The organism is Aeromicrobium sp. (assembly GCF_047606445.1).
GTDB lineage: Bacteria > Actinomycetota > Actinomycetes > Propionibacteriales > Nocardioidaceae > Aeromicrobium.
In genome coordinates this window covers 1-16208 of sequence record NZ_JASGEK010000041.1, presented here as the reverse complement: position 1 = coordinate 16208, position 16208 = coordinate 1, and the positions used below count along the sequence as shown (strand labels likewise).

Below are 16208 nucleotides of genomic sequence, written 5' to 3'. Positions count from 1 at the left end.
TGGAGTACTCAACATCGGAAAGAGAAGACTGACCAGAACGCATAAACCCCATCATTCCAACAAAAACACCGACACGCCAGGCCCACGCCGCCCCAAACCCACCCGAATAAATCAGTGCTTCCCTAGATCATCGGGTCCGCCGAGCACGAGCCGAACGCCGTCCGCCCCGTCGTGGCGCTGGTGCGCGGTCTGAGGACGGCCAGTTGACGGCGTGCGTGATGATGGAGGGGTGACCGTCCGTCGTCTCGCCGTGCTCTCGGCGCACACCTCGCCGCTGGCCCAGCCGGGCGACGGGGACGCCGGAGGCATGAACGTCTACGTCATGGAGCTGTCGCGGCGGCTCGCCGCGCGCGGCGTCGAGGTGGAGGTCTTCACCCGCGCCACCTCGCGCCGCCAGGAGCCGCAGGTCGAGGCCGAGCCCGGGATCACCGTGCACCACGTGGCCGCCGGACCCTTCGAGGGACTGCGCAAAGAGGACCTGCCCGCCCAGCTCTGCTCCTTCGTGCGCGACGTGCTGCGGGTCGAGGCCGAGCGCGGCCCCCGCTACTTCGACCTCGTCCACTCGCACTACTGGCTGTCCGGCCAGGTCGGCACGGTCGTGCGGGAGCGGTGGGGCGTCCCGCTCGTCCACTCGATGCACACGATGGCGAAGGTCAAGAACGCCCAGCTCGCCGACGGCGACGCCCCCGAGCCGATCGGCCGGGTGCGCGGCGAGGAGGAGATCGTGCGCCTCGCCGACCGGCTCATCGCCAACACCGACGACGAGCGCGGCCAGCTGATCGGCCTGTACGACGCCGACCCGGCGCGTGTCGACGTGGTGCATCCCGGCGTCGACCTCGGCCGGTTCCGCGCCGGGCGGCAGGCCGAGGCGCGGGCGGCGCTCGGGATCGACCCCGACGCCGCGCTCATCCTGTTCGCCGGACGCATCCAGCCGCTCAAGGCCCCCGACCTCGTCATCGCGGCGGCCGCCCGGCTGCTCGCCGCCGACCCGTCGCTGCGCTCGCGGCTCCAGGTCGCCATCGTCGGCGGGGCCTCCGGGTCCGGCCTGGAGCGCCCGCAGGCGCTGGCCGAGCTGACCGCCCGGCTCGGCCTGGACGACGTCGTGCGCTTCGTCCCGGCCGTCTCCCAAGACGTGCTCGCCGACTGGTACGCGGCGGCGACCGTCGTGTGCGTGCCGTCCCACAACGAGTCCTTCGGCCTCGTCGCCATCGAGGCGCAGGCCTGCGGGACGCCCGTCGTCGCGGCGCGGGTCGGCGGACTGCCGACGGCGGTGTCCGACGGGGTCAGCGGGGTGCTGGTCGACCGGCATGACGCCGCCGACTACGCCGACGCCCTGCGCCCGCTGCTCGTCGACGCCTCGCTGCGCGACGCGATGAGCGCCAAGGCGGTCGTGCACGCGGCCGACTTCGGCTGGGAGGCCACCGCCGACCGCACGCTCGCGTCCTACACCGCCGCCATCGAAGGAGCCGCCCGTGTCCGCCCGTGACGTCATCGCCGCCGTGCTGGCCGAGTCCGATCTCGAGCACACCGAGCACCGCCCCGGCGTGTTCGACGTGGAGCTGCCGGGCACGCGCAAGCTCAAGACCACCTGCAGGCTGGAGGTCGGGAAGCACGCGCTCGGCGTGCACGCCTTCGTCGCACGGCGTCCCGACGAGAACCACGCGGGCGTCTACCGCTGGATGCTGGAGCGCAACCTCAAGATGTTCGGCGTCGCCTTCGCCCTCGACGCCGCCGGCGACGTCTACCTCGACGGCCGCCTGCCGCTGCACGCGGTGACCCCCGAGGAGGTCGACCGGCTGCTCGGCGCGGTGCTCACCTACGCCGACGAGTCGTTCAACATGCTGCTGGAGCTGGGTTTCGCCACCTCGATCCGCAAGGAGTGGCAGTGGCGGACCGAGCGCGGCGAGTCGACCCGCAATCTGGCCGCCTTCGAGCATCTGCGCCCGAAGGGCGACTGAGGGCGCCTCATCGGGTGGGACGTGCCGTCGGAAAGAGCACCTCACCCCTAGGCTGGCCCGCATGACCGACGTCACAGCGCTGCCCGGACGAGTGCGGCGGGGGTACGCGCTCGGCGGTGTCGCCACCGGAGCGTTCTCCACGGTTCCTGGCCTGTTGTTGCTGCCCTACCTGACCGACACGCTCGGCGTGACGGCGGCGGTCGCGGGGGTCGTCGTCTTCGTCCCGAAGGTGTGGGACGCGGTGCTCAACCCGATCAGCGGACGGGTCAGCGACCGCAGCACGCACCCGGCCGGTCGGCGGCGGGCGTTCCTGCTGCCCAACGGGATCGCCCTCGCGGCGTGCTTCGCGCTGATGTTCGCCGGCCCGACCAGTCCGACCGTCGGCTCGCTCTGGGTGGTCGTGATGTTCCTGGCCTGCGCGACCGCCTACTCCTTCTTCCAGGTCCCCTATGTCGCGATGCCGGCGGAGCTGACCCTCGACTACGACGAGCGCACCAAGCTCATGACCTGGCGGGTCGTGGTCCTCGCGCTGGCGATCCTGCTGTCCGGGGCGACCGCGCCGATGGTGGTCGAGATGGTCGGCGAGGACTCCGCGTCCGGCTACCGGGTCATGGGCGCCTACGTCGCGGTGGTCATCGCGGCGGGCGCCGTCGGGGCCTGGTGGGGGACGAAGGGCGCGCCGGAGCACCGCGTGGCCACGCCGGCCGAGGGTGTGATGGAGCAGCTGCGGATCGTGGCTCGGTCGGTCGAGTTCCGTCCGCTGATGACGGCCTACCTGGTCCAGACGCTCGCCCTCGGCACCATGCTCGCCGGGACGGCGTATGTGGCCGCCGACGTGCTGCACCGGCCGCTGGCCTCCACCGCCCTGTTCGTGGCGTTCATCGGCCCGGCGCTGGCGGTGACGCCGATGTGGGAGCGGGTGGCGCGCCGAGGGACGAAGCGGGACGGCTACGCGCAGTGCTCCCTCGTCCTCGTCGTCGGCATGCTGGTGATGGGCCTCGGGCTGATGTCGGCGCCGTGGCTGCTCTACGTCGGCGCGGGCGTCGTCGGCGTCGGCTACGCCGGTTCGCAGGTGTTCCCGTTGGCGATGCTGCCCGACGTCGCCGCGCACGACGCCGAGCGCAGCGGGGAGAACCGGGTCGGCGTGTTCACCGGGGTCTGGTCGGCGGGGGAGACCGCCGGCATGGCGGTCGGCCCGGCGCTGTTCGCGCTCGTGCTGACGCTCGGCGGGTATGTGTCGTCGACCGCCGACGTCGAGGTGACGCAGCCCGGCAGCGCGGTCGTCGCGATCGGGTTCGGGTTCACCGTGATCCCAGCGGTCCTGACGGCGCTGAGTCTGCTCGCCCTGCGCCACTACCGCCTCGACGAGGAACTGCGTCGTGGGTCGCGCTGAGGAGGTGCTGGCCGCGCTGGAGCGGCTGCGCGCCGAGGACGTGCCCACGCACGGCGGCCGCACCCTCGCCTACGTCTACGACTCCGGCATCGCCGAGGCCGACGAGTTGGGGCGGCGCGCGCTGGCGATGTTCGGCGCGAGCAACGGCCTCGACCCGACGGCCTTCCCGAGCCTGCGGCGCATGGAGGCCGACCTCGTCGCCGACGCGCGGCGGCTGTTCCACGGCACGCCCGACATGGTGGGCACGGCGACGTCGGGCGGGACCGAGTCGATCCTGCTGGCGGTCAAGACCGCGCGGGACGCGGCGGGCGTGGACGACCCGGTGATCGTCGTGCCGACCACCATCCACGCCGCCTTCCACAAGGCGTGCGCCTACTTCGGGGTCGAGCGGGTGGCGGTCCCGGTCGATCCCGCGACCTTCCGCGCCGATCCGGCGGCGATGGCGTCCGCGATGGACGCCCACGCGGGCCGGGTCGTGCTGACGGCGGTGTCCGCGCCGTCGTACGCGCACGGCGTGATCGACCCGGTCGTCGAGGTCGCGGCGGCGGCGAGGGAGCGCGGTGTGCGGTGCCACGTCGACGCCTGCGTCGGCGGCTGGGTCCTGCCGTGGGCCGACGTCGGGCAGCCGTGGGCCTTCGACGCCGACGGCGTGACGAGCCTGTCGGCCGACCTCCACAAGTACGCCTACACGCCGAAGGGCGTCTCGCTGCTGCTGCACGCGACGCCGGAGCTGCGGCGGGCGCAGTTCTTCGCCAGCGCCGACTGGCCCGGCTACACGATGCTCAACTCGACGGTCCAGTCCACGAAGTCGGGCGGACCGCTCGCGGCGGCCTGGGCGGTCACCCGCTACTTCGGCGACGAGGGCTACGCGCGGCTCGTGCGGACGGTGCTCGACGGGACGGCCGCAGTCGTGCGGTGCGTCGAGGAGATCGAGCATCTGAGGGTGGTCGCGCCGCCGGACTCCACCCTGGTCGCGGTCGCCGCCGACGAGGTCTGCGACGTTTTCACGATCTGCGATCTGATGGGCGAGCGGGGCTGGTTCGTCCAGCCGCAGATGGCTTTCGCCGGGGCGCCCGCGACGCTGCACGTGAGTCTGTCGGCGGCCACGGCCGCGTCGGTCCCGGAGTTCCTGACGGCGCTGGCCGAATCAGTGGAGGAGGCGGTGCGGCGCGGTCCGATCGAGGTCGACGCGGGCCTGCGCGAGGCGGCGGCCTCCCTCGACCCGGCCACTCTCGACGACGCGGCCTTCGACCTGCTGCTCGACATGGCCGGCCTCGACTCCGGCGGTGAGGAGGGACTGGAGGCCCCCGAGCGCATGGGCCCCGTCAACGCCCTGCTCGACGTCGCTCCGTCCCGCCTCCGCGAGGCCCTCCTCGCCGCCTTCCTCGACCGCCTCACCCGCTGACGTTCTTCCCAGATTTGCGCCGAATTCAACCGTCTCCCATGGTGGATTCGGTTGAACTCGGCGCAAATCTGGGAGGAGGGTGACCCAGATCAGGCGGCGATGGCCTCGCGGACGCGGGTGGCGAGGTCGGTGAACTCCGGGAGGGAGCGGACCTCGTCGGTGGGCACCGGCTCGCCGCCGCGCAGGAAGCGCGCCGACTCGTCGAAGACGATCCGGCCCGGCCGCGGGCTCATCACCAGCACCCGCGAGCCGAGGTAGACCGCCTCGTCGACGCCGTGCGTGATGAACACGATCGTCGTGCCGGTGCGACGCCACAGAGCCAACAGCTCGGCCTGCAGCCGCTCGCGGGTGAGCGCGTCGAGCGCGCCGAACGGCTCGTCCATGAGGATGATGTCCGGCTCCCCGGCCAGCACCCGCGCGATCTGGGCCCGCTGCCGCATCCCGCCCGACAGCTCGTACGGACGCCGGCCGGCCGCGTCGGACAGGCCCACGACCTCCAACTGCCGCTCGGCGATCTCCCGGCGCTCCGCCTTCGGCACGCCGCGCAGCTTCAGCCCGATCTCGACATTGCGCCGCACGTCGAGCCACGGGTAGAGCGCGGGCTTCTGGAACACGACGCCGCGGTCCGCGCCGGGACGGGTGATCAGCTGATCGCCCACGTGGATCGTCCCGGCGGTCGGTCGGGTCAGCCCGGCGATGGCGCGCAGCAGCGTGCTCTTGCCGCAGCCGGACGGTCCCGCGAGCGTCACGAACTCGCCCGGCTCGATGGTCAGGTCGATCCGGTCGAGCGCGCGGACCGTGCCGCCCGCGGACCGGAACTCCTGCTCCAGTCCGCGGATGGCGAGGGGATGGGCGCTCATCGGTCGGCGGCCGCCTGCGCCGGACCCGCGTCCACGCCGTCTGCGTACACCGAAGCGTCGGCGACGGCGTCGATTCCGTCCTGGGTCAGCAGGAACTGCGCCGTGGCCAGCAGGTCCTCGCCGAGCTTGCCGCCCAGGTAGTCCGCGCCCGCCTGCTCGGAGGCGCGCAGGAAGACGAAGCCGTCGAACAGCTTCTCGGCCTCCTCGGTCGTCACGCCGACCTCGACCGCGACGCTCTCGGCGGCCTTATCGGGCTCTTCCAGGATCTGCTGGACCGCGTAGTCCTGCGCCTTCGCCCAGGTCTCCAGCACCGCCGGGTTCTCGTCGATGAAGTCGTTGTCGGCGATGCCCAGGTCGTAGGTCGGCTTGCCGGCCTCGGCGGTGTCCTCGCTGGTCAAGATGACCTCGCCGCCGTCCTTCGCCAACTCGCTCAGCGTCGGGTCCCACACCCACGCCGCGTCGACGTCGCCGCGGCCCCAGGCGGGGGCGATCTGCTCCGGCTCGGAGTTGACCAGGTGGAAGTCGGCGGCGTCGAGTCCGGCGTCGGCGATGGCCTGCAGCAGCGAGAAGTGCGCCGTCGAGCCGAAGGGAGTGGCGATGGTCTTGCCCTGGAGTCCGGCGAGGTCGGTGGCGACTCCCTCCTGCACGATCAGCGACTCGGCCGAGCCGATGACGTCGTGGACCCAGACCACCGACACCGGCAGGTTCAGCGGCTCCGACAGCGCCTTCGTGGCGGGCGAGGACCCGACCAGGCCGATGTCGAGGCTGCCGCCGCCGAAGGCCTGGACGACGTCGCCGCCGGAGGCGAAGTCGTTCCACTCGATGGTGGCGTTCGGCAGGCAGTTCTCGAGGATCTTCTGGTCCTTCACGACGACGTCGCCGTTCGGGATCTTCTGGTAGCCGATCCGCACGGTGGAGGTGACCGACTCGTCGGCCTCCCAGGGGCAGTCGGCGGCGTTCGCCTCGTCGGCGCCTCCGCCGAGCGAGCACGCCGACAGCAGCAGTGCGGCGACGGCCGAGGCCGCGAGTCCGGTGCGTGTGGAGATGGTCATGTCAGTCCTTCCCCCGCCAGCTGGCGAGTGGTCGTTCCGCGGTGCGGATGATGGCGTCAAGGGCGACTGCGGTGAGGCCGATGACGATGATGCAGGCGATCGACAGGGCGATCTTGTTCTGCGTCCCCGAGAGGTAGGCCAGGCCTCCGACGCCCGGCAGCCCGTTGACGAGCTCGGCGGCGACGACCGTGGTCCAGGCGAAGCCCACGGCCACGCGGATGCCGCTGAGGATGTCGGGCAGGCTCGCGGGGATCACGACCTGCGTCACGGTGGCCCAGCGGCCGGCGCCGAGGGTGGCGATGGCGTCGAGGTAGTCCTCGCGCACGCCGCGCACGCCGTTGAGGGTGGCCAGGGCGATGGGCGGGAAGGCGGCCAGGAACAGCAGCCAGACCTTCGAGGCGTCGTAGATGCCGAACCAGGCCACGAGGAAGCCGATGTAGGCCAGCGGCGGGATCGAGCGGAGGAAGTCGACGTAGGGGCCGAACAGCGAGCCGACCGCCCGCACGCCCATGAGCAGGCCGAGCGGCACGCCGACGCCGACGGCGAGGGCCAGTCCGAGGCCGATGCGGCCGAGGCTGGCCAGCAGGTGCTCCCAGAGGTAGTAGCCCTCCTCGCCGCGCACGACCCGGTCCACGCCGCCGCCGATGGGGTGGTCGGTGTTGGCGCGGACGAAGGCGTCCCACACCTCCAGCGGGCTCGGTGTCAGGTAGTGCGGCGTGACGACGTCGGACGCCGCCACCGCCGTCCAGGCCGCGAGCACGACGGTGATGAGTATGGCGTGCGGCAACAGCGTCCGGGCCGTGGTTCGAGTGGTCACAGTTGAGAACACTAGGGGCCGCGACACGTGCTTTCCGGGTCGTCTCACCCCGTGGCACGCGTCATCCGAGTGCCCGCTGATGGGGTATAAGCCGTTCGTGAGGGGAGGAAGTCCGACGCCGACCGCGGGGGGCGGTCGGCGTCGGATGCTGCGGTCGAGCGGAGGGTCAGCGGCGCTGCTTGGCGGCGCGGGCGCGCTCGTTGGCGTCGAGGATCACCTTGCGGATGCGGACGTTCGACGGCGTGATCTCCACGCACTCGTCCTCGCGGCAGAACTCCAGGCACTGCTCCAGCGACAGCTTCTTCGGCGGGATCAGCTTCTCGAAGTTGTCCGACGTCGCCGAGCGGATGTTCGTCTGCTTCTTCTCCTTGGTGATGTTGACGTCCATGTCCTCGTCGCGGGAGTTCTCGCCGACGATCATGCCCTCGTAGACCTCGGTGGTCGGGTCGACGAACATCGTGCCGCGCTCCTGCAGGTTTGTCATCGCGTACGACGTCGCCGCGCCCGCGCGGTCGGCCACCAGCGAGCCCGACGGACGCGTCGAGATCTCGCCGGCCCACGGCTCGTAGCCCTCGAAGACGTGGTGGGCGATGCCGGTGCCGCGCGTGTCGGTCAGGAACTCGGTGCGGAAGCCGATCAGGCCGCGCGCCGGGACCAGGAACTCCATGCGCACCCAGCCGGTGCCGTGGTTGATCATCTGCTCCATGCGGCCCTTGCGCACCGCGAGCAGCTGGGTGATCGTGCCCAGGTACTCCTCGGGCGTGTCGATGGTGAGGCGCTCGACCGGCTCGTGCAGCTTGCCGTCGATCTCCTTGGTGACCACCTGCGGCTTGCCGACGGTCAGCTCGTAGCCCTCGCGGCGCATCTGCTCGACGAGGATCGCCAGCGCCAGCTCGCCGCGGCCCTGCACCTCCCACGCGTCGGGACGGTCGGTCGGCAGGACGCGGATCGACACGTTGCCGATCAGCTCGGAGTCGAGGCGGTCCTTGACGAGGCGGGCGGTGACCTTCGTGCCCTTCTCGCGGCCGGCCAGCGGCGAGGTGTTCGTGCCGATGGTCATCGAGATGGCCGGCTCGTCGACCTGGATCAGCGGCAGAGCGACCGGGTTCTCCGGGTCGGCCAGCGTCTCGCCGATGTTGATCTCCGGGATGCCCGCGATGGCCACGATGTCGCCGGGGCCGGCCTTCTCGCCGGGCTTGCGCTCGAGCGCCTCGGTGACGAGCAGCTCGGTGATCTTGACCCGCTCGGTCGAGCCGTCGCGCTTGATCCACGCGACCTGCTGGCCTTTCTTCAACTCGCCCTCCTTGACCCGCACCAGGGCGAGACGGCCGAGGAAGGGCGAGGAGTCGAGGTTGGTGACGTGGGCCTGCAGGGGCGCGTCCTCGGTGAACTCCGGGGCGGGCACGTTCTCCAGGATCGTCTGGAACAGCGGCACGAGGTTCTCGTTGTCGGGCAGGCCGCCGTCGGCCGGCTGCTCCAGCGAGGCGCGTCCGGCCTTGGCCGAGGCGAACACGACGGGGAAGTCGAGGGCGTCGTCGTCGGCGTCCTCGGGCAGCAGGTCGAGGAAGAGGTCCATCGTCTCGTCGATGACCTCCGAGATGCGCGCGTCGGGGCGGTCGACCTTGTTGACCACGAGGATGACCGGCATCTTCGCGGTCAGCGCCTTGCGCAGCACGAAGCGGGTCTGCGGCAGCGGGCCCTCGGAGGCGTCGACCAGCAGCACGACCGCGTCGACCATCGACAGGCCGCGCTCGACCTCGCCGCCGAAGTCGGCGTGGCCGGGGGTGTCGATGATGTTGATGGTCACGCCGCCGTCGGGCGCGCCGGGGCCCTCGTAGCGCACGGCCGTGTTCTTGGCGAGGATCGTGATGCCCTTCTCACGCTCCAGGTCGCCGGAGTCCATGACCCGATCGGTGACCTCCTCGTGCTCGGCGTAGGCGCCCTGCTGCTGGAGCATGGCGTCGACCAGCGTGGTCTTGCCGTGGTCGACGTGGGCGACGATCGCGACGTTGCGCAGATCAGAACGAGTGGGCATAAGAGGCCTTCAAAAGTCGAAAAAGGGAACATCGCAGTCTACGCGACCCCCGCCGCGTCCGTGAAAACGCAGGATGATGGCTTTCGGTAGCGGTGGCGACCGCAACCCATCATTGTTTGTCCGGGGAAGGGCGCAGGATGATGGCTTTCGGTAGCCGGAACGACCCAAAGCCATCATCCTGCGTCCCCCGAAGGCGATTGAGTCGCACATCACAACCATCTCATTTCCGCAATAGTTGCGATTCCGTTAGTATCTCTCGGGTGACCTATGCGGACGAGGCCTTCGAGTGCCTGGAGGAGTTCTTCCGGCGCTTGTTCGGGCTCGCCGAGACCGAGGCGGTCCGGGCGCTGGCCGACAGCGACATCTCCTTCTCGCAGGCGCGCATGATCTTCTGCGTCGCGCGGGGGCGGGAGCCGCTGACGATCAGCGAGATCGCCCACGGCATCGGCCTGTCCACCGCGGCCGCGGGCCGCAACGTCGACCAACTCGTCAAGCTCGGCTTCGTCGAGCGGCACGAGAACCCCGACGACCGGCGGATCAAGCTCGTCTCGCTCACCGAGGCGGGCGTCGCGTACGCGCGAGGCCACATCGACGAGAAGCGCACCGCCGTGCGGGCGCTGCTCGACCGGCTGCCTGAAGCCGACTGCCGTCGCCTGACCGAGGCGCTGCGGCCCATCCTCTCGGGTGACTACCTGAGTTCCACCATGAAGGGAGAGACACATGCCGACCGACAGTCAGCCTGAAGTCTCCGACAAGATCGACGGCGCCGTCCTCAAGGTGGCCGGCGTGGTCGTCTTGGGCGCCATCATGTCGATCCTCGACATCACGGTCGTCAGCGTGGCGCTGCCGACCTTCGCCGAGACGTTCGACACCACGCTCGCCACCGTCGCGTGGACCATGACCGGCTACACGCTGGCCCTGGCCACCGTCATCCCGCTCACCGGCTGGGCGGCCGACCGATTCGGCACGAAGCGGCTCTACCTCACGGCGCTCGTCCTGTTCACCGCCGGATCGGTGCTCTGCGCGGCGGCCTCCTCGATCGGGATGCTCATCGTCTTCCGGGTGATCCAGGGCCTCGGCGGCGGCATGCTCATGCCCCTCGGCATGACGATCATGCGGCGCGCGGCCGGCCCGGAGCGCATGGGCCGCCTCATGGCGATCCTCGGCATCCCGATGCTGCTCGGCCCGATCAGCGGCCCGATCCTCGGCGGCTGGCTGATCGACATCGCCTCCTGGCACTGGATCTTCCTCATCAACCTGCCCGTCGGCATCATCGCCATCGTCTACGCGCAGATCGTGCTCCCCAAGGACGAGACCGAGCCCTCGGAGTCCTTCGACTTCGTCGGCATGCTGCTGCTGTCGCCCGGCCTGGCGCTGTTCCTGTTCGGCGTCTCCTCCATCGCCGAGAGCGGCGAGGGAGCGTCCTTCGGGCCGCGCGTGTGGGTCTCGATGCTCGCCGGCGCGGCGCTCGTCGTGGGCTTTGTGTTCTACTCCTTCCGTCCCGAGCACCCGCTGGTCGACCTGCGGCTGTTCAAGAACCGGAACCTGACCGTCGCGACCGTCTCGATGTTCGTGTTCATCACGGCCTTCATGGGGTCGAGCCTGCTGTTCCCGAGCTACTTCCTGCAGGTGCGCGGCGAGACGACGCTGACGGCGGGCCTGCTCATCGCCCCGCAGGGCATCGGCGCGATGCTGACGATGCCGGTCGCAGGCGTGCTCGCCGACAAGGTGCCGGTCGGCCGCACGGTGCCGTTCGCGCTGCTGCTCCTCGTCGGCGGCTTCGTGATGTTCACGCAGGTCGAGGCCGACACGTCCTACTGGTACCTGTGCGGCGCGCTGTTCGTCATGGGCCTCGGCATGGGCGGCACGATGATGCCGATCATGACCGCGGCGCTCAAGACGCTCTCGCACCACGACGCCGCCCGCGGATCGACGCTGGTCAACATCATCCAGCAGGTCGGCAGCTCGGTGGGCGGAGCGGTCATGTCGGTCATCTTGACCACCCGCCTGAACGGCTCGGCCGACGCGAAGCCGCCGATGCTGGGCGAGGACGGCAAGCCGCTGAGCGAGGCCGACGTGGCCATCGCGTCGAACATGGTGCCGGACTTCTTCGAGAAGGCGGCGCAGAACGCGGCCGACGGAGTGACCCCGGACATGGTGGAGTCCGCGCTGAAGCCGACCATCTCGGCCGGCCTCGACTTCGCGGCGTCGGCCTTCGCCGGGACCTTCTGGGTCGCCACGGCGCTGGTCGTCGTCACCTTCATCCCGGTGGCGTTCCTGCCGCGCAAGGTCGAGGAGGCCGAGTTGGGCGACGACGGCGAGCGCACGCCCGTCGTCCTGCACTGACCCGCTCGTCGGTCGAGAGCGCCCCGCCGAAGTGGTTCGGCGGGGCGCTCTCGCGTGTGCGCGCGGTGTCGGCGGCGTGTGGTGGAATGACCTCGTGAACGAGCCCGACGGCCTCCCGGTCCCCCGCGTCCCGGACCAGCCGGTCGTCGGCATCGGCGATATAGGCGTCTCGCAGCGGAGCGTGTTCCTGCCGCACGGGGTGTTCCCGCTCGCGGGCACGACGTGGGCGGTGACCGACTGCTCGCGGGTCGAGGAGCGGATCTCGACGACCGGGGTGATCCTGGCGATCGTGACGGTGTGGTTCACCTGTCTGCTCGGCCTGCTGTTCCTGTTGATGAAGGAACGTCGGGTGACCGGCTACATCGCGGTCACGGTGCAGGGGCCGAGTCTGCACTACACGACGCAGATCCCGGCGGGCTCGGCCACGACCCACGCCTGGGTCGTGCAGCAGGTCAACTGGGCCCGCGCCCAGGCCGCCGTCGCGCGGTGAGCCTCAGGCGATGGCCGAGGTCGTCTGGCGGACACGGGCGACTCCTGGCCGAGCGGGGGGCTCGACGAGGGCGATCACCTCGGTCATGGCTTCGAGCAGTTCCTCGTAGGTGGCTCCGGAAGCGAAATTCCGGGCCGTTCGGCGACTTCGCCCCACAGCATGCCGTCCTCGTGGACGATGGTCATCGTGTAGGTGCGGCTGTTCGTCACGGCGGACCTCTTCGTCGCCGCCTCCCTGACCCAGGCTCCGTCGCGCCTGCGGGCCAACACGCCGACGACAGTGCTTGACCTCACCCCACCGACCTTATGCAATGACGGCATTGCGTCCAGTCCCGCCACTTTACTCTCGCCCTGAGGAGATCTCGCATGGCCGACTCATCGTTCGACATCGTCAGCAAGCTCGACCGCCAGGAGGCCGACAACGCGCTGAACCAGGCCGTGAAGGAGATCGCCAACCGTTACGACTTCAAGAACACCGGCGCCTCGCTGGAGTGGAAGGGCGAGGACGGGATCGAGATCACCGCGAACGCCGAGGAGCGCGCCCTCGCGGTGCTGGAGGTGTTCAAGGAGAAGCTCATCAAACGCGGCATCAGCCTCAAGGCGTTGGAGACCGGCGACCCCCGCCAGAGCGGCAAAGAGGTCAAGGTCAACGGCTCGTTCAGCCAGGGCATCAGCAGCGAGCAGGCCAAGAAGCTCTCCAAGCTGATCCGCGACGAGGGCCCCAAGGGCGTCAAGGCGCAGATCCAGGGTGACGAGCTGCGCGTGTCGAGCAAGAAGCGCGACGACCTGCAGGCCGTCATCGCGCTCGTCAAGGCCGCCGACCTCGACTTCCCCGTCCAGTTCGTCAACTACCGCTGAGGTCCGCCGTGGCACGCATGTCGGACCCGAGTCGCTGTTCTGGCGGACGCCGACGCGACGTTCGACGTCGTCGGGGTCATCGGCCGCCAGGTCCTGACCGACCTGCTGCCCTACCCGCAACACCACGACCCGAGTCGACATCCTCGTCGGCGCACGACTGTGACAACCAGCACCCAACCCTCAGCTGACGGCATTGCGGCTAGGCTGTGTCCAGCGTTACAGGCTGGCGCGTGACGGAGCGCGCATGACGAAAGGCACGGACATGCCCACGGGCAAGGTGAGGTGGTTCGACGCCGCCAAAGGATTCGGTTTCCTGGCCTCCGACGAGGGAGCCGACGTCTTCGTGCACGCCGACGCGCTGCCGGCGGGCGTCGAGACGCTCAAGCAGGGCCAGCGCGTCGAGTTCGGCATCGTCCAGGGACGCCGCGGCGACCAGGCCTTGCAAGTGCGGCTGGTCGAGTCTGCGGCCACGGGACGCAAGGGCGGCGGCAAGCCGACCCCGGCCAAGCGCAAGACGCCCGAGCAGATGACGGTCATCGTGGAAGACCTGATCCGCATGCTCGACGACCTCGGCGAGGGCTACCGCCACGGCCGCCACCCCGACCCGAAGAAGATCAAGCCGGTCGCCCAGGTGCTCCGCGCCCTCGCCTCCGAGCTGGACTGACTCAGGCCTTTCGGCGAATCCACCGCTTCACGCGCTGCCAGCGGGTCGGTCCCGGCTCGGGGCCCAGGCCGAGTTCGGACAGCGGGGTGCGGGTCATCGTGGCCCCGGCCCATAACGAACGGCGCAGCCGCCACTGGCGAGTCGCGTAGTGCTGCGCGCCGGACTCGTAGGTCGTGATGAGCTCGTCGCCCAGCGCCACGACGCCCTCGGCCATGTTCGGCAGACGGTAGACGAGCAGTTTCTTTCGGTCGGCGCGTCGCACGACCACGAGCCTGCCGCGGTTGTGCCGTCCGAAGGAGGTCGTGAAGACGAACTCCTCCTCGCGCACGACGAGCCCCTGCGCGTTCTTCGGCGCGGGCAGCGGTTCGTCCTCGGCGCGCTGCCAACTGTCCTTCGTGCGGTGGTAGACGTACAGCAGGCTCTCGGTGAAGTCGCCGAGGTAGAGGGTGTCGCGGTCGAGGGCGGCGTAGGACCCGCCCTGACAGGGCCGCGACGGCCGACTCTGCCCGACGGTGTCGCCGGCGGCGGCCGCACGGATCGTCGCCAACGAGTAGGTGAAGACGCGGCCCCGGTCGGTCACCAGCACCTCGTCGCCGTCGACCACGACGCCCCCGGCGTGGCGGGGAGTGCGGCGGTACGCCTTGGCGTCCTCGCGCGACGGCGGGGCGTCGTCGGGTGGCGTGTACCGGCCCAGCCGGACCTCGGTGATCTGCTCGCCGCTCTCCTCGTCGATCAGCGAGAGCGCGGCGACCGACTGGCGCCTCGCGTTGTAGCCGTAGTAGCTCTGGACCAGATTCCCCGAGGCGGGGTCGAGCGCCAGGCCCTGCGGAGTGAGTCCGCGGTCGTCGCCGGCGGCGAGGGTGTTGGGGATCGGCGGTCCCACGCGGCTTCCGGTGCGGCGGGTCCAGGCGTCGGTGCGTCGCTCGCCGCGGCGCCGCCAGTAATCCAGGTGCCGAGGTTTCGGGGTCGGTGCGGTGTCGTGGGGCATGGATCAGGGGGTCTCCGGTGGGGGAGCGGTGGTGCGGGAGGGGTGGGTGGCGCGCAGCCGGGCGACGACGAAGGCCAGCCAGGCCAGCATCAGGCCGGCGACGATCAACAGTCCCGGGCGGACGCCGTCGGGGTCGAGCGTGTAGAGGCCGATGCCGACGAGGCCGCCGATGACCCAGCTCAGCTGGAGCAGGGTCTCCGAGCGCGCGAACATCGACGTGCGGACCTGTTCGGGGACATCGCGTTGGATCAGCGCGTCGAGGCTCAGCTTGCCGAGCGACTGGCACAGTCCCGCGGTCAGGCCGAGGACGATCGCGGTGGCCCAGCCGAGCGTCAGCGAGACCACGGCGAGCACGGCCGTGTCGAGGACGAGCACGATCATGACGATCACCTCGGGCGCGCGGGTCCGCAGCGCGTTGCCCAGGAGCACGCCGACGGTGTTGCCCGCGCCCGCGCCGCCGATGACCAGGCCCATGAGGATGGTCGCGTTGCCGCTCCAGCCCATCGCGTCGGGCGGCTCGCGCAGCACGAAGGCCATGAAGATCGTCAGAAATCCGGTGATGAGCCGCAGACCGGCGTTGCAGCGCAGCGCGTTGACGACGCCGCGCGGGGCGAGCACGCCCCGGACGCCGTTCGCGGAGGTGAGGTCGATCTTCTCCTCGCCCTCGCTGGAGTCGACCTTCGCCGGGAGCAGGATGGCCAGCACGGTGCCGACGACGAAGAGCACGAAGGCGTAGCGCAGCGACCAGTCGGGTCCGACGCTGGCCGCCCCGACGGCCATCGGCGCGGAGATCGCCCCGGCGGCGGTGCCGGTCAGCGAGATGCGGGAGTTCGCCTTGACGAGCGTCAGCTGCTCGGGCAGCAGTCGCGGCACGGCCGAGGCGCGGGTGATGCCGTAGGCCTTGGAGGCGACGAGGCAGCCGAGCGCGGCGACGAAGAAGGCCGGCGACTCGTCGGCGACGGCTCCGGCCAGCACCCAGCAGCAGAAGGCGCGGATGGCGAAGGTCGTGCCGATGGCCCAACGGCGGCCGCGGCGGAAGCGGTCGAGGAAGGGGCCGATCAGCGGGGCGATGACCGCGAACGGCAGCATCGTCAGGACGAGGAAGAGGGCGACTTTGCCGGCCGCCTCGTCGGTGGGCGCGGCGAAGAAGACGGTGCCGGCCAGCGAGATCGCCAGCGCGGCGTCTCCTGCGGCGTTGAAGGCGTGCAACTCGATCACCCGGGACAGGCCTGTCTCGCCCGCGCCGGCGGAATGGGTGAAACGGCGCGCTCGTCCGAGGGCCCACCGGCCGCCTCCCGCGACCGCGTGCCCGGCGCCGCGGGCCGCCTGGGCCGCGCGCTGTG

The 16208-nt window shown here is 70.7% G+C and carries 15 protein-coding genes; 9 read left to right on the top strand and 6 right to left on the bottom strand.

The window, feature by feature from the left end:
• Positions 1-229 precede the first annotated feature (229 nt).
• From mshA to QM621_RS08920, 4 genes are all read left to right on the top strand, one after another.
• A complete protein-coding gene (mshA, locus tag QM621_RS08935; RefSeq protein ID WP_414990027.1) occupies positions 230-1486 on the top strand; it encodes a D-inositol-3-phosphate glycosyltransferase in 1257 nt (418 codons plus the stop codon).
• Entirely contained in the window at positions 1473-1958 is a 486-nt protein-coding gene (locus tag QM621_RS08930; RefSeq protein WP_414990026.1) for a YbjN domain-containing protein, read from the top strand. Before mshA ends, QM621_RS08930 begins: the two co-directional genes overlap by 14 nt.
• Positions 1959-2019: 61 nt before the next feature.
• Positions 2020-3351 carry an MFS transporter gene (locus tag QM621_RS08925; protein WP_414990025.1) on the top strand — a complete coding sequence of 444 codons (1332 nt, stop codon included), beginning with the start codon at positions 2020-2022 and terminating at the stop codon, positions 3349-3351.
• Positions 3338-4756, top strand: a complete 1419-nt coding sequence (locus QM621_RS08920; protein ID WP_414990024.1) for a pyridoxal phosphate-dependent decarboxylase family protein — start codon at positions 3338-3340, stop codon at positions 4754-4756. Before QM621_RS08925 ends, QM621_RS08920 begins: the two co-directional genes overlap by 14 nt.
• 89 nt (positions 4757-4845) lie before the next feature.
• Here the strand turns inward: QM621_RS08920 and QM621_RS08915 are convergent, their stop codons facing one another.
• From QM621_RS08915 to typA, 4 genes are all read right to left on the bottom strand, one after another.
• Positions 4846-5616 carry an ABC transporter ATP-binding protein gene (locus QM621_RS08915; protein ID WP_414990023.1) on the bottom strand — a complete coding sequence of 257 codons (771 nt, stop codon included), beginning with the start codon at positions 5614-5616 and terminating at the stop codon, positions 4846-4848.
• The gene (locus QM621_RS08910) at positions 5613-6668 is read right to left on the bottom strand and encodes an ABC transporter substrate-binding protein (RefSeq protein WP_414990022.1); all 1056 of its coding nucleotides are present in this window, start codon (positions 6666-6668) and stop codon (positions 5613-5615) included. Before QM621_RS08910 ends, QM621_RS08915 begins: the two co-directional genes overlap by 4 nt.
• Position 6669: 1 nt before the next feature.
• A complete protein-coding gene (locus QM621_RS08905) occupies positions 6670-7485 on the bottom strand; it encodes an ABC transporter permease (RefSeq protein ID WP_414990021.1) in 816 nt (271 codons plus the stop codon).
• A 166-nt stretch (positions 7486-7651) separates the two neighbouring features.
• The gene (gene typA, locus QM621_RS08900) at positions 7652-9520 is read right to left on the bottom strand and encodes a translational GTPase TypA (RefSeq protein ID WP_414990020.1); all 1869 of its coding nucleotides are present in this window, start codon (positions 9518-9520) and stop codon (positions 7652-7654) included.
• A gap of 260 nt (positions 9521-9780) precedes the next feature.
• Between typA and QM621_RS08895 the strand changes: the two genes are divergently transcribed.
• The 5 genes from QM621_RS08895 to QM621_RS08875 all read left to right on the top strand — a co-directional run bounded on the left by QM621_RS08895 (position 9781) and on the right by QM621_RS08875 (position 13877).
• Positions 9781-10263, top strand: coding sequence for a MarR family winged helix-turn-helix transcriptional regulator (locus QM621_RS08895; protein WP_414990019.1), 483 nt, complete (start codon positions 9781-9783; stop codon positions 10261-10263).
• Positions 10241-11866: a DHA2 family efflux MFS transporter permease subunit gene (locus tag QM621_RS08890; protein ID WP_414990018.1), complete on the top strand. Its 1626-nt coding sequence runs from the start codon at positions 10241-10243 to the stop codon at positions 11864-11866. Before QM621_RS08895 ends, QM621_RS08890 begins: the two co-directional genes overlap by 23 nt.
• A 94-nt stretch (positions 11867-11960) precedes the next feature.
• Entirely contained in the window at positions 11961-12356 is a 396-nt protein-coding gene (locus QM621_RS08885; protein WP_414990017.1) for a hypothetical protein, read from the top strand.
• A gap of 365 nt (positions 12357-12721) precedes the next feature.
• On the top strand, positions 12722-13213 hold the full coding sequence (locus QM621_RS08880) for a YajQ family cyclic di-GMP-binding protein (protein ID WP_414990016.1): 492 nt from the start codon (positions 12722-12724) through the stop codon (positions 13211-13213).
• Between the two features lie 262 nt (positions 13214-13475).
• Entirely contained in the window at positions 13476-13877 is a 402-nt protein-coding gene (locus QM621_RS08875) for a cold-shock protein (RefSeq protein WP_414990028.1), read from the top strand.
• Between the two features lies 1 nt (position 13878).
• Here the strand turns inward: QM621_RS08875 and QM621_RS08870 are convergent, their stop codons facing one another.
• Both QM621_RS08870 and QM621_RS08865 read right to left on the bottom strand, forming a co-directional pair.
• The gene (locus QM621_RS08870) at positions 13879-14865 is read right to left on the bottom strand and encodes a hypothetical protein (RefSeq protein WP_414990015.1); all 987 of its coding nucleotides are present in this window, start codon (positions 14863-14865) and stop codon (positions 13879-13881) included.
• Between the two features lie 3 nt (positions 14866-14868).
• A partial coding sequence (locus tag QM621_RS08865) for an MFS transporter (protein WP_414990014.1) occupies positions 14869-16208 on the bottom strand: 1340 nt, incomplete at its 5' end.

Coding starts and splice junctions, on each gene's coding strand:
- QM621_RS08925 (WP_414990025.1), top strand. CDS start 2,020: ATGACCGACGTCACAGCGCTGCCCGGACGAGTGCGGCGGGGGTACGCG.
- QM621_RS08915 (WP_414990023.1), bottom strand. CDS start 5,616: ATGAGCGCCCATCCCCTCGCCATCCGCGGACTGGAGCAGGAGTTCCGG.
- QM621_RS08910 (WP_414990022.1), bottom strand. CDS start 6,668: ATGACCATCTCCACACGCACCGGACTCGCGGCCTCGGCCGTCGCCGCA.
- typA (WP_414990020.1), bottom strand. CDS start 9,520: ATGCCCACTCGTTCTGATCTGCGCAACGTCGCGATCGTCGCCCACGTC.
- QM621_RS08890 (WP_414990018.1), top strand. CDS start 10,241: ATGCCGACCGACAGTCAGCCTGAAGTCTCCGACAAGATCGACGGCGCC.
- QM621_RS08880 (WP_414990016.1), top strand. CDS start 12,722: ATGGCCGACTCATCGTTCGACATCGTCAGCAAGCTCGACCGCCAGGAG.
- QM621_RS08875 (WP_414990028.1), top strand. CDS start 13,476: ATGCCCACGGGCAAGGTGAGGTGGTTCGACGCCGCCAAAGGATTCGGT.
- QM621_RS08870 (WP_414990015.1), bottom strand. CDS start 14,865: ATGCCCCACGACACCGCACCGACCCCGAAACCTCGGCACCTGGATTAC.